Below are 13132 nucleotides of genomic sequence, written 5' to 3'. Positions count from 1 at the left end.
ACTAAGGCAATGCCTGAAAATCCGATGGGATGGGCAGGCTTCCTTGTCCCCTGCCGATACAGATGGTGTCGTGCCTCCCCCAGGCCATCGGATTGGCGGATCAATGGTTCAGTTCGACGTTACGCACCTCGCCAGCATCGTGCTGGGCGCCCTGCTGGGCGCCGGCGCGTTGTGGGCGTATTTGCGCACGCGGGGCGTATCGCGTCAGTCTGGCGAGCTCGAGGAAGACACCTTGCGTGCCGAGCTGAAGCTTGCGACGGAGATCGCCGGCATCGGTGTCTGGCGCCTGGATATCGCCACGCGCCGCGTGGTCTGCGATCCCACTCTGCAACGCATCCTCGCCTGCGACGCCGTGGTCGGCGATGGCATGCAGCCCGTCCATCCCGACGATCGCGAACGGACCCACCTGGAGCTGTACTCGCAGGCCGATGGACCGAACCACGGCGGCTCGGTGCGGACTCGCATCGTTCGCGGCGACGCTCAGATCCGTCACATTCAAACCCATTTCCGCAAGTTGCCGGCCAGCCCGGCCCGTCCGCAGGGTGAATTGATCGGCGTCACCCGTGACATCACCGATGAAATCGAAGCCGCCGAACGCCTGCAACAGCAGACTCAGATGCTGCGGGAGGTGGAGAAGCGACTGGAGCGCGCATCCCTCTCCAGCTCCGAAGGTCATTGGGAAAAAGACCTGATGCATGGCGGGCGTATGTGGTTCTCCTCGAGCTATCACGCCTTGCTGGGTTACGAAGATGGCGAGCTCGACACCGGCGCGGATGGGGCTTCACACCGCGTCCACCCGGAGGATGTGGGACGAGCGCGAGAAGCCTGGCTGCGACATGTGGAAGAAGCCGTGCCGCTGGATACCTCGCTACGTCTGCGCATGAAGAGCGGCGAATATCGCTGGTTCCGCCATCGCGGCATGGCCGAACGCGACGAGCAGGGACGCGCCCTGTCGATCGCCGGCTCCATTCAAGACGTGCACGAACAGAAGCTCGCCGAAGATGCGCTGCGGCTCACTCAGCAACGCCTGGAGCGCGCCATCAATGGCACGCAGGACGGCTTGTGGGAAATGGATGCAGACGGCTCGAGCTGGCATTCGCCGCGTCTCGCCGAGTTGCTGGGTTATGAATATTCGGAATTGCCGGCCGGCGCAAATTTCCTCAAACAATGCCTGCACCCGGATGACGCCGAAGCCGTCGCCAACGCCACGCGCTTGCATTTCCAGCAGCGCATGCCGTACGACGTCGAAATTCGTTTGCGAACCAAGTGGGCCGAATATCGTTGGTACCGCGCCCGCGCGACCGCCGAACGCGATGCGCAAGGTCGACCCTTGCGTTTGTCCGGCTCGTTGCAGGATGTGACCGAAGCTCGCTCCGCGCGAGAAGCACTGCTGCGCGCGACCGAGGCTGCCGAGAGCGCCAACCGGGCAAAGAGCGAGTTCCTCGCCAACGTCAGTCACGAGATCCGCACGCCGATGAACGGCATCATCGGCATGACTGGCCTGTTGCTGGAAAGTCCGCTCAATCGCACGCAGCGCGATTACGCTGAAACCATTCGCTCCAGCGCCGATTCGCTGCTGATCGTCATCAACGACATCCTGGATTTTTCCAAGATCGAGGCCGGCAAGCTCGATATCGAAGCGCTGGAGCTGGACCTGCGCAACACAGTGGAAGATGCCGCGGTGATGCTCGCGTTCCAGGCCGCCGCGAAGAATCTCGAGCTGGTCGTGCACATCCATCCGGACGTGCCGGATCGCGTCGTCGGCGATCCGCAGCGCATTCGTCAATGTTTGATCAACCTGATCAGCAACGCCATCAAGTTCACCCGCGAAGGTGAGATCGTCATCGAGGTGAGCAGCGTCGATTGGCGCGACGGCCAACTCCGCTCGCGCTTCGAAGTGCGCGACACGGGTATCGGCATCGCTGCCGGCACGTTGCAGAACCTGTTTCAACCGTTCGTCCAGGCGGACTCGTCGACCACCCGTCACTTCGGTGGCACAGGGCTCGGATTGTCCATCGTGCGGCGGCTGGTGCAGATGATGGGCGGCGAAGTCGGCGCGCAGAGCGAGCTCAACAAAGGTTCGCGCTTCTGGTTCACGCTGCCGCTGCCCGGAGCGGAGGCTCAAGCCGCGCTGGCGGCAGCGCCGGCGCTCGTTCTCACACGCGTCGGCCGACGTGTGCTCGTGGTCGACGACAACGAAACGAATCGACGCGTGGTCGCTGGCCAGCTCATGCACGCCGGTTTCGAGGTGAGCCTCGCCGCGGGCGGCATCGAGGCGATGAGCTTGTTACATACAGCGGCTGTCGACGGTCAGCCGTTCGAAGTGGTCCTCGCCGATCACCGCATGCACGACATGGACGGCGCGACGCTCGGCGAGCGCATCAACGCCGATGCGCAACTATCGCAGGCACGCCTGGTGATGCTCACCTCGATGGACGGCCATGGCGACATCCATCGCTTCGCAGCGCTGGGCTTCGCCGCTTATCTCACCAAACCGATTCGCGCCCGCGAATTGCTCGAGTGCCTCGATCGCGTACTCGCACATGACGCCAAGACGTGGCACATGAAAAGCCAGCCGATCGTTACTCGCAACACGCTGGCGGCGCACATCGCTGAAGCCTATCGCGGCACCGTGCTGCTGGTGGAAGACAACGCGGTCAATCAGAAGGTCGCGGTTCGTTTCCTGGAGCGCATGGGCTGCACGGTGCGCGTCGCGGACAACGGTGTCGAAGCGGTACGCGCCTGCGAAGAAACCACATTCGATCTGATTCTCATGGACCTGCAGATGCCAGTGATGGACGGTCTCACCGCCACGCTGCGCATCCGCGAACGCGAGACTGGCGACGGCCGGCCGAACGCGCCCATCGTGGCGCTGACGGCCAATGCCATGGCCAGTCAACTGGAACGTTGCATGGAAGCGGGCATGGATGCATTCCTCACCAAGCCACTGGAAATCCCCCGCTTGCACGAAGTATTGACCAAGTTCGGCCTGCGCATCACGGCCGAGGAAACATCGGCGGACAGCGCCGATGCCAATGTGCCGGTGCATTTGTCACGGCTCAACGAATTGACCGACGGCGATCCGGAATTCACCCGCGAACTGGTGGCGACATTCATCGCCAGCGGCGAGCAGGCGCTGGATGAAGCACGTGCCGCCCTGGCCGCGCTCGATCGCGCTGGCTTGAGCCGCATCGCGCACAAGCTGAAGGGCGCCAGTGCGAATGTGCATGCCGAGCCTTTGCGCGATCTGTCGCACATGCTCGAAGCACAAGCCTCGAGTCTGGATCAGCAGCGATTGGGCGAGCTGGTCGCGCAGCTGGCGACAGAGCTGGAGCGCGCCAAGGAATTCCTGATTCAGTACGCGCCGGAGCCTGCGGCCAAGGCGGGCTGATCAGTCCTGGCTTTCAGTAGAGATGCGATTCCGGCCGGCGGCCTTGCTGGCGTAGACGCCGGAGTCACAGCGCGCCATCAGGCTATCGAGCGTGGCCCCCTGCGGCACCTTGTCCCGCCAGCCAGAGACACCAAAGCTGGCGGACACGGTGAATTCCTCGCCAGACGCCGGTTTGAACGGCTGCTCGGCAATGTATTTGCGCAGATGCTCGGCTGCCAGGGCGGCGTTGGCGACATTGGTCTCCGGCAGCACGATGACGAATTCCTCGCCGCCGTAGCGGGCGATCCAGTCGCTGGAGCGCACGCCTTTCTTGAGCGCGTGACCGAACCACTTCAAGACTTCGTCGCCGGTCAGGTGGCCGTGGGTATCATTGATCTTCTTGAAGAAGTCGACGTCGCACATGATGGCGGCGAGCTGGCGGCCATAGCGGGCCGCGCGGTCGATCTCCCGCGGCAGTTGTTCCATCAAATAACGACGGTTGTATACGCCGGTCAGCGGGTCGGTGATCGACAACCGCCGATTTTCTTCATTCGCGGCGCGTAACGAACGCTCCAGCGTGACAATGCGCCGACCGGTGCTCAACCGCGCGATCAGCTCCGGCTCGACCACCGGCTTGATCAGATAATCGTCGGCGCCGGACTGCAGACCCGCGACCAGGTGCTCGATGGCATCTCGCGAGGTGAGCAGGATGGTGTATGTGTAGCCCCGCTCCTTGGAGCGCAACGCGCGGCACAGCGCCACGCCGTCCATTTCCGGCATTTCCCAGTCGGTGATCATCAACGGGAAGTCGCCCTGCTCCAGCTTGGCGAGCGCCTCGCGACCGTTGGCCGCCATCTCGACCTCGTAACCGGCCCGCTTGAGCAGCCGCGCCACGATCAGACGCTGCGTCGGCTCGTCATCGACGAGCAGAATCCGCCAGGCTGGTTGTGCAGCGGGATTGTCGGAGGGGGTTGCAGACATCGCCGCGGATCGTACCCGGTGGCGGCTTCTGCCGCAAAGCGCCACGGTGGCAATTAATCACATTTACGGCCACCCCTCAGAGGCGACAGCGCTATCCCTGGCGGAAGTTATATATCCGGCCCGCTACGGTGCGCCTGTTGCCGAATCATCGCGCAGCGGTGCGAAGGACGTCACATTCCTTGCCAAACCTTGCAAGACTAACGCTTACAGACCATGACGCCGCCATTCAGCGTCTTGATACGAATGCGTCCATCGCCCTTGCCTTGTGTGAAGCGCAGCTCATTGCCTGGACCGAATTGACGAGTGCGGGTCGGCTTGGGACCGAAGCAGTTGTCGATATCGCCATTGAAAGTCTCAATATCGAACTCGGCATTGACCTCGCCGCGCAAAGTGAAATGCAGATCGCCGTTGATGGCTTCGGCCTCGACGCGGGCGTCGTTGCCGAGTGCCGCGGTCAGATTCAGATCGCCATTGGTGGTCTTGATCCGGCCGCGATCGAGCTGGTCGAGCGTCACGATCATGTCGCCGGACACGGTGTTCAGATCGATCTCCGGGCCGCCCTTGGCGATCTGCATATCGCCGCTCACCGTGGTGGCACGAACCAGTCCCTTGCCGTCGCCGCGCGCGATGATGTCGCCGCTGACAGTTTTCAACTCCAGGTCGCCGGGGCCGAACTCGGTTTCGATGCCGCCGCTGACAGCCTGCAGGCGCTGCGAGCCGCGCACCGCCTTGATCGATTGATCGGCGCTCACGGTGTTGATGGTCAGGCCGCTGTCCCTGGGTACTTTCACCCGCAGCTCGCTGGCACCGGAGCCGCCGCCCCTCGGCAGTACGACCTTGATATAGGTACGCGAACCTTCGCTGCGAAAATCCAGCCGCTCGACGCTGCGGCCGAGGTCGGCATCGACCTGCACTTCGGCACGATCCCAGCCTGTGACTTCGACCACGCCCGCGACGTTGACGATCTCCACCTCGCCGCGCGCATCGGCCGGCAAAGTCTTGGAAATCTCCTCGGCACCGGCGTGCGCTGCCGCCGTCAGCATGGCCATGGCCAAGGCTGCTCGCAGCGCTGCTGACACGGTGGCATTCATAGATCGGTCCTCAGGGGATGGGAAAGCGGCACTTCGCCAACGTCGGCGAGCAGCTGCAGCTCGCGCTGATAAGTGGACATCAACAGATCCTGCAGCAGCGGATCGGAAGGGTTCTCGGCCAGTGTCTCGGAAATCTCGTTAGCCGCGTGCCGCAGATCGGCGAGGTTGCGTTCCAGCTTGGCGCGCGTCGAGGGCGCCAGTGTCTTGATCCGCTCCTCGAAGCGTCGGTCGAGCTCCGAGCGGGCTTTCAAGTAGTCGGCGCCGAGCGCTTCGGGACCGAAGCTCACCGGCATCGCATTCAGCGGCGCGGTGGCCGTCGGCACGGGGGCCTGCTGTTGCTGTTGAGCCATCTGCATGGCGGCGTCCTTCTCCATGGACTGACGCGTAATGACAAACGTAGTGAGAGATGTGGCGAGCACGAGAAGCACCCCCGCAGCGAGCTGAAACCAGCGCGAGGAGGCAAAGTGCACGACCGGTGCGCGGTCGGTGACGATGGGCGTCTGGGTGATCTCGGCTTGAATGCCTTGCCACAGATCGCGCTCGGGCTGCACGTCCTTGGGCAGTGCCGCCAGCATCTGGCTCAACGGATCGTCCGGTTGATTCCCAGAATCGTTACGTGTGTTAGTCATCGACCGCCTCCGCCGCCAGGCCCATGCGCTCGCGTAACAACTTTCGTCCGCGATGCAGTTGCGCCTTGCAGGTACCGACTGCGATGCCGAGCATGTCGGCGCATTCTTCGTGGCTGTAACCATACACAGCCTGCAACACGACCACGTGACGCGCGCCCTCGGGCAACGTCGTGAGCGCGCGCTCCAGATCCATCACTTCGCCGGCGTCGTATTCTTTGTTGCCGTCGCCGGGCTCCGCGATGGCATTCTCGATCGCATCTTCATTGGATTCAGAGCGCGTGCCGTGATTGCGGCCGTGGCTCAGCACCTCGTTCACCGCGATCCGGTGCAACCAGGTGCCGAAGGCGCTGCGGCCCTCGAAGGCCTGCAGGTTCCGCCACGCTCTGATGAATGTCTGTTGCACGCAATCCTCCGCCACGTCCCGCCGCCGCGTCATCCGCAGGCACAGGCCCATAACTTTGCCGCTGTGGGCGCGATACAGGCGCTCGAACGCCCGCGTATCGCCCCCCCGGGCAGCCGTCACCAGGCTCGCGTCGGAGAGCAGAGGGTCCCCAGTCCCTGGGACTGGTTGATTGGCGCCAGCGCCGTATTGCAAGTTCCGCCCTCTACTCCGTTCGCGTGTTACGTCCGCCTTTGTTGAGTTCGATGCGGCTTCAGCCTGGAAGGTTTAAGCCCGGGGGCGGTCGGATGATTTCCTAGGTAAGAGCTTAGCAGTAAAGGGCTTTTTGCTCGTGGATCGTCGCAGAAAAGGGTTGCTGGGGCATTCAGGGCGCCGCCGTCCGGGCCTTCTGTCCTCCCGGCACCGCGCATAGCCCTTCGCCGCGCTCGCGCGGCCGTTGCTTCACGTCCCTGTGGCGCTTTCAAAACGACTTCCCTGTCGTTTTAAATGCCGGGAGGACAGAAGGCCCGGACGACGGCTTCGCGGTTCATTGGTCGCACTAAATTTGGCCGAGGTTCACAGGCGAGCCGCAGGCGGCTCGCCACGCGATGCGAACGTCGGAGGCTCGGCCCATAGGCTCGAGCGTTACTTTTGCTTGCTGTTCCACTCGCGCACGGCAATTTCCAGCGCCGTGCCGGCCATCGGGCGGCCGATGAAATAGCCCTGCGCGCGGTCGCAGCCGACCGAGTCGAGGAAGTCGAGGACTTCCTGGGATTCGACGCCTTCGGCGCAGGCGGTGAGGCGCAGCTTGTGAGCGAGCAGCACCATTGTCTCCACCATGGTCCGGGCATCTTCGTGAGCGAAGACATCGCGCACGAATGACTTGTCGATTTTCAGCTCGCTGAACGGCATCAGGTACAACTGCTTGAGCGACGAGTAGCCGGTGCCGAAATCGTCGATGGACAGGCCGAAGTTCTTCACGCGCATGCGGGTTAGCACGTCCATGGTCGTGCCCGGATCGAACATGGCCGCGCTTTCGGTCACTTCGAAAATGATCCGCCGCGCATCGGCGCCGACCTGCGCCGCCATGCGGGCGACCTGATCGGGGAAGGCGAGATCGTTCAAAAGCTGGGGCGAAAGGTTGATCGCCACGGACAACTGCAGGCCCACGGCATCCCACGCGCGGCATTGAGACAGCGCCGTTTCCAGCACCTGCTCGGTGAGCCGGCGAATCAGGCCGTTTTTCTCGGCCAAAGGAATGAACCGCACCGGCGAGACGAACCCCAGCGACGGGTGATTCCAGCGTGCCAGCGCTTCGACGCCTTCGACGATCCAGCGATTGGGCGCAATCCGCGTCGCCTTCGGCTGATAGTGAACGGTGATCTCTCGCTTATCGAGCGCGGCCGTCAGCGCCGCGGCGCTGATCGGCGTGTCGCTGCTCAGACATTGGCGCAACGTCGCTTCGAGATCGGCGAGCAGGATGGGCTTTTGTAGCGCGCCCAGCATCTGCAGGCCGTGGGCCTTGCCGATCTGTTGCGCAGTCGCCAGCACCCGCTGATCCATGCCGCTGGCGACCAGGATTTGGGCTTTGCTGCCGCGCTCGCCGAGATAACGCAACAGCTCGATGCCATCGGCACCGGGCATTTGCAGATCGAGCACCACCACCGAAGGCTGGAATTCCTGCACGGCCCGCCGGAACGCTTCCGGATCGGTGACGCCCTTGGATTCGAAGCCAAGACCGGCCGCGGCCTCCGAGATGAACTCGCACAGGTCGGGCTGATCGTCGATGACGAGCAGCTTGTTGGATTGATCAGGCGACACGGGCCTCCCTATCGAGGACATGGCGGATACGCATAGCCAGATCTTCGTTGCGATAGGGTTTATGGATTACATCCGACGACGTGAGCCCGGCGGTCCCTGCGAGCACGGCGTTGTCGGCGTAGCCGGTTGTAAAGAGCACATCGATGTCCGGGCGCAGCTCCCGGGCGCGCTTGGCCAGCGCCGGTCCGAGCATGCCGCCAGGCATCATCACATCGGTGAACAACAGATCGATTCGTTCCGGTCCGGAAAGAATACGCACCGCCGCGGCGCCATTGGCAGCCGCGAGCGCGCGATAACCGAGCTGAGTCAGCGCGGTCACGACGGTATCGCGCAGATCGGCATCGTCTTCGACGACCAGAATGGTCTCGGTACCGCCCGGTGCGACCCGGGTGACGATGGTGTCTTCGCGATCGGATTGTTCCTCTTTCGAGCGCGGCAGGAAGATGCTCACGGTGGTGCCCACTCCCATCGTGCTTTCGATGGTGGCGATACCGCCCGCCTGCTCGGCAAAGCCGCCGACCATCGCCAGGCCCAGGCCGCTGCCCTTGCCCGATTCCTTGGTCGTGAAGAACGGCTCGAACACGCGCTTGAGCACGTCGGGCTCCATGCCGACGCCATTGTCGTTGACGCTGATGGCCACGAAATCGCCGGGCTCGATGGACGGATAGTCGCTGCAGAACTTGGCATCCAGCGTGACGTTCTGAGTGCGCACCGTGAGCCGCCCGCCCTGAGGCATGGCGTCGCGCGCATTGATGGCGAGATTCAAGATCGCATTCTCGAACTGGCCCGGGTCGGCACTGGTGTGCCACAAATCGTGCGCCTGAATCATACGCACTTCGATGGACTCGCCAATGGTGCGCTGGACCAGCTCGCTCAAGCCGGACAGCTGACGATTCAAATCGAGCACCGCCGGTTCCAGGATCTGCCGACGCGCGAACGCGAGCAGGCGACGCGTCAAATCGGCACCACGCGCAGCGGCACGCATGGCGGTATGAACTTTTCTCGCCAACGTCGGCGTCTCGGCGACGCTGCGATCGAGCAACTGCAGGTTGCCGATGACCACGCCGAGCAGATTGTTGAAGTCGTGCGCGATGCCGCCGGTGAGCTGACCGATGGCTTCCATCTTCTGCGCCTGCAGGAGGCGCGCTTCGAGGCGCTTCTGCTCGGTCAGGTCGTAGACGATGGAGAAGAAACCCAGCACTTCGCCGTTCGGGCCGAGCTGCGGCACGAAGTGATTCTGCCACTCGCGATGCCGGCCATTGCGCACGCCGCTCTGCGTGACGCGCACGAACTCGCCGGCCATGACCTTTCTGATCAGCGGATCGATCTCGGAAAACTGCTCGTCGCTGATGTTGTCGCGTAACGGCCGGCCCAGCACTGCGTCCGCAGGCTGCGAAAGCCATTCTTCGAGCGCGCGGTTCACGTACGTCACGATCATGTTCGCGTTGACGTAGGTCACCGGCGTCGGCACGGCATTCAATGTGAGCTCGAAGAAGTCGCGCGTCTCGCGCAGCTTGCGCTCGGCGCTGACCAGATCGGTCACGTCCTGGATCGTGCCATGCAGACGCACCGTGTTGCCGCCACGGCGCTCGGCCTTGACGATGCTTCTCACCCAGAGCTGACGACCGCGCGCGCTGGTCATTCGCAACAGCAGATCGGACGGCAGGCCGGCATCGATCGCCATGCGCTCGGCGCTCTGCATCTTGACGCGGTCTTCGGGATGAAAGAACGCCCGATGCGCCTCGACATCGATCAGATGTCCGACCGGCAGATCGTGGATGGCGTACAGCGCCTCGGTCCAGTGCAATTGTTTGCTGGTGACATCGTATTCCCAGCCGCCGATCTTGGCGGTGGCTTGCATGTCTTTGAGCAGGTTGTCGAGCCGCACGCGCTCGCCGATGTCACGAAACACCAGCACGGTGCCGACCGACGCACCTTCCTCGGTCACCGGCAGGATTTTGTATTCGACCGGCCGGAACGTGCCGTTCTTCTTCCGCAGCAACGCGCCGACGCCCCGCATGATGTCGGTCGTGTAACGCACGCGGCGAACCGGATCCGTGCGCGAATCGCCGTCCTCTTGCGTATTGATGAGCACGCGATAGTCCAGGCCGGCGAGCTCTTCGGTCTCGTAGCCGAGCATCTTCGCCGCCGCTGGATTGGCGTAACGAACATGGCCGACGTTATCGAGCTCGAGCACGCCCTCGCCCGAGCCCTCGACGATGGATTGATTGCGTCGATTGGCGGCCGTGAGTTGCGCGTGTCGGCGGCGCAGGTGGGCGCGGAGCTTGCCCAGCAGCGCGAGAGAAATGATCGCCGGCACCAGGCCGAGGGCGACGCCCACGGCCAGACTGACGAGATTCCCGCCGAGCAGGCCTTGCAGTGAGTTCATTGTTGCGCGGTCGCGCGCGAGCAATTAAGGCTTCGCGCCCGGCTCCCTCCCGGCATACCAGTTGACCGCGTATTGCATCAGTTGCGCCGAAGTACGCAGCGACAGCTTGCGCTTGATACGTTGACGATGCGATTCCACGGTCTTCACGCTGAGGTTCAAGGCTTCCGCAGTCTGTCGGGTCGACAGGCCCTTGCCGATCATGTGCAGCACCTGCAGCTCACGATTGGTCAGGCTGTCGACCGGATTCGAAGAGATGTACGCCCCGCCGGAGGCGAACTTCTCGATCATGCTGTTGCCGACGGCTTCGCTCACATAGATGCCGCCATCGAGCACGCGCCGGAGCGCGATCAGGAATTGATCCGAGGCCGCCTGTTTCATGATGTAACCATTCGCACCCGCCGACAGCATGCGCTCGGCATAGATCGCCTCGTCATGCATCGACAGCACCAGCAACGGCAGCGCCGGATAGTGAGCGCGCGCGTCTTTCACCAATTCCAGGCCATCGCCCTGCTTGAGCGACACGTCGACGATGACGGCGTCCGGCTCCTGCTCGCGGATCATCGACTTTGCGTCACGGGCCGTCTCAGCCTCACCGCACACTTCCAGATCCGCCTCCGCTTCGATCAAACGCCGCAATCCCTGACGGACGATGGGATGGTCGTCGACGATCAGCACGCGGCGCTTCTGGTCCTTGGACACACCAGGGGGCTTGTGTGCCGGTTTGAACAGAGAAGGCCCAACGCTCATTTCAATCACTCCTACTTTGACTGGTCGAAACGGCCGAGGCCGTTTCCATGAACTCGTTCAGCTGGCGCGCCGCCGGGGACGACGTGCCTTCGCGGCATCGGCCGCCGGCTCGAGCGGACATTCGCAGATGATCCGCGTGCCGGGCCGGGCCTCGGTAGAGGCGCTATCCGGCATGCCTCGCTCGAAACGAACTTCGCCGCCCAGGATCCGTGCGCGATACCGCATGATCTTCAGCCCCATGCCCGGTGCGTCCACCGCGTCGGACGGCATGCCAATGCCGTCGTCGGTTACCGTCAGCCGAACCTTAGCGCGCGCCCCATGTAAATGCAGTCGTATAGACCGCGCCTGGCCGTGGCGGACCGCGTTTCGAACCGCTTCCTGCGCAATCCGATACAGGTGATTGGCCAATTCGGTGCTCATCGGGCGAATCGTCTTCACTCGATGAGTACAAGTGACATCGACCCCATAAAGCTCCTGCGCGTGCATCGCCAGGCCTTCGAGCGCGTCGGACAGGCCGCCCCGCTCGAGATTGACCGGCGACAGACCACGCGCCAGCGCACGCGTGCTCTCGATCGAGCTGTTCACCAGCCGGGTAATGCCCTCGATCTCCGGCAGAATCGCCGGGTATTCGCTGGTCAATCGGCCGGCCAGACCGCGCAACATCAGCGCGATGCCGGTCAACTCCTGACCCAGGCCGTCGTGTAGATCGTTACCGATGCGATATTGCTCGCGGCTGACCGCTTGCAGGATGGCGCGCTCCAGCTGCTTGCGCTCACTGACATCCTGGAGCGTCAGCAAGCTGTGATTGCGACCCGCGACCTCGAAGCGGGACAGCACGCCCATGGCGGCGAAGTGCGTGTCGTCGTGGCGGCGGCCGTCGAACTCCACCTGTATGGAGCGGCCGTGTTTCGCTGACAGCGGTTGCCAACGCTCGGGCTGCTCGAACGGCCAGCCCGCCAGCTGCGCCATGTTGCGGCCGATGACTTCGCCGCGCCGATAGCCGAACAACATGTCGAAGGCCGGATTGGTGATCTCGATGACGCCCTGCTCGTTGATCACCGCGACCCCTTCGAGCATGGATTCGATCATGCGTGCCTGGGTCGCGATGGCGCGCTCGGCCCGGACTTGTTCGGTGGTTTCAGTGGTCACGACCGCGAGCGCGACGATTTTCTGCTCGTCACGGATCGGGCTGACACGCACATCGAAATGGCGGGACTGACCGTCGTTGCCCTCGATCTCGGCGACGTAGCCGTCGACCTGACCGTTGGCGAGCACTCGATGCATCGTCGAGAGAGCGCGCGCATGCAGGCTTTGCGGGAACAGATCGGTGACCAGCGCGCCTTCGAGCTGCTTGGCTGAGCGCTCACCGATACCGCGATTCGCCATCAACACCCGCAGACCGCGATCGACCACGAATACGAATTCGGCAACCGCGCCGACCAGCTGCCGGATCGTGTCCGTCTGCAGCGTCGTGCGCAGCCCAGCCTCGACGGGCGTAGCGCCGCCGAGCGGAAGGTCGAATGTTTTCGCGATATTCAAGCCGTGCTGTTCCCTGCGGGGGCGACAAAGGCAGAACGCGTGGGGGCAGAACAAGCTGCCCACGCACTAAGGGCAGCATGGTGTTGGAGCGGCGTTGTAGGGGATATCAGCCACTCCCTTAATGTCACAGGCGGTGTGCGCGCCTTTGCGTGGAGTGTGGCGTGTTTCTCGCTTGGTTGGATAAAG

The 13132-nt window shown here is 63.4% G+C and carries 9 protein-coding genes; 1 reads left to right on the top strand and 8 read right to left on the bottom strand.

Annotated elements, in window-relative coordinates:
* Positions 1 to 103 precede the first annotated feature (103 nt).
* On the top strand, positions 104 to 3391 hold the full coding sequence (locus D0550_RS09325) for a hybrid sensor histidine kinase/response regulator (protein WP_116808845.1): 3288 nt from the start codon (positions 104 to 106) through the stop codon (positions 3389 to 3391).
* Here the strand turns inward: D0550_RS09325 and D0550_RS09320 are convergent, their stop codons facing one another.
* From D0550_RS09320 to D0550_RS09285, 8 genes are all read right to left on the bottom strand, one after another.
* A complete protein-coding gene (locus tag D0550_RS09320; protein WP_116808844.1) occupies positions 3392 to 4351 on the bottom strand; it encodes a diguanylate cyclase in 960 nt (319 codons plus the stop codon). It lies immediately after the preceding gene.
* A gap of 197 nt (positions 4352 to 4548) precedes the next feature.
* A complete protein-coding gene (locus D0550_RS09315; RefSeq protein ID WP_116808843.1) occupies positions 4549 to 5442 on the bottom strand; it encodes a DUF4097 family beta strand repeat-containing protein in 894 nt (297 codons plus the stop codon).
* Positions 5439 to 6071, bottom strand: coding sequence for a hypothetical protein (locus tag D0550_RS09310; RefSeq protein ID WP_153067101.1), 633 nt, complete (start codon positions 6069 to 6071; stop codon positions 5439 to 5441). Before D0550_RS09310 ends, D0550_RS09315 begins: the two co-directional genes overlap by 4 nt.
* On the bottom strand, positions 6064 to 6594 hold the full coding sequence (locus D0550_RS09305; RefSeq protein WP_161965728.1) for an RNA polymerase sigma factor: 531 nt from the start codon (positions 6592 to 6594) through the stop codon (positions 6064 to 6066). The genes D0550_RS09310 and D0550_RS09305 overlap by 8 nt, the downstream gene beginning before the upstream one ends.
* 501 nt (positions 6595 to 7095) lie before the next feature.
* Entirely contained in the window at positions 7096 to 8271 is a 1176-nt protein-coding gene (locus D0550_RS09300) for an EAL domain-containing response regulator (RefSeq protein ID WP_161965727.1), read from the bottom strand.
* Positions 8261 to 10660 carry a PAS domain-containing protein gene (locus tag D0550_RS09295; RefSeq protein WP_116808839.1) on the bottom strand — a complete coding sequence of 800 codons (2400 nt, stop codon included), beginning with the start codon at positions 10658 to 10660 and terminating at the stop codon, positions 8261 to 8263. Before D0550_RS09295 ends, D0550_RS09300 begins: the two co-directional genes overlap by 11 nt.
* Positions 10661 to 10684: 24 nt before the next feature.
* A complete protein-coding gene (locus tag D0550_RS09290; RefSeq protein WP_116808838.1) occupies positions 10685 to 11407 on the bottom strand; it encodes a response regulator in 723 nt (240 codons plus the stop codon).
* Positions 11408 to 11464: 57 nt separating this feature from the next.
* Positions 11465 to 12946, bottom strand: coding sequence for a PAS domain-containing sensor histidine kinase (locus D0550_RS09285; protein WP_161965726.1), 1482 nt, complete (start codon positions 12944 to 12946; stop codon positions 11465 to 11467).
* Between the last annotated feature and the right edge of the window lie 186 nt (positions 12947 to 13132).

Source organism: Steroidobacter cummioxidans, from assembly GCF_003104955.1.
This window is presented reverse-complemented; position numbering and strand designations above follow the sequence as displayed.

Coding starts and splice junctions, on each gene's coding strand:
- D0550_RS09325 (WP_116808845.1), top strand. CDS start 104: ATGGTTCAGTTCGACGTTACGCACCTCGCCAGCATCGTGCTGGGCGCC.
- D0550_RS09320 (WP_116808844.1), bottom strand. CDS start 4,351: ATGTCTGCAACCCCCTCCGACAATCCCGCTGCACAACCAGCCTGGCGG.
- D0550_RS09315 (WP_116808843.1), bottom strand. CDS start 5,442: ATGAATGCCACCGTGTCAGCAGCGCTGCGAGCAGCCTTGGCCATGGCC.
- D0550_RS09310 (WP_153067101.1), bottom strand. CDS start 6,071: ATGACTAACACACGTAACGATTCTGGGAATCAACCGGACGATCCGTTG.
- D0550_RS09295 (WP_116808839.1), bottom strand. CDS start 10,660: ATGAACTCACTGCAAGGCCTGCTCGGCGGGAATCTCGTCAGTCTGGCC.
- D0550_RS09290 (WP_116808838.1), bottom strand. CDS start 11,407: ATGAGCGTTGGGCCTTCTCTGTTCAAACCGGCACACAAGCCCCCTGGT.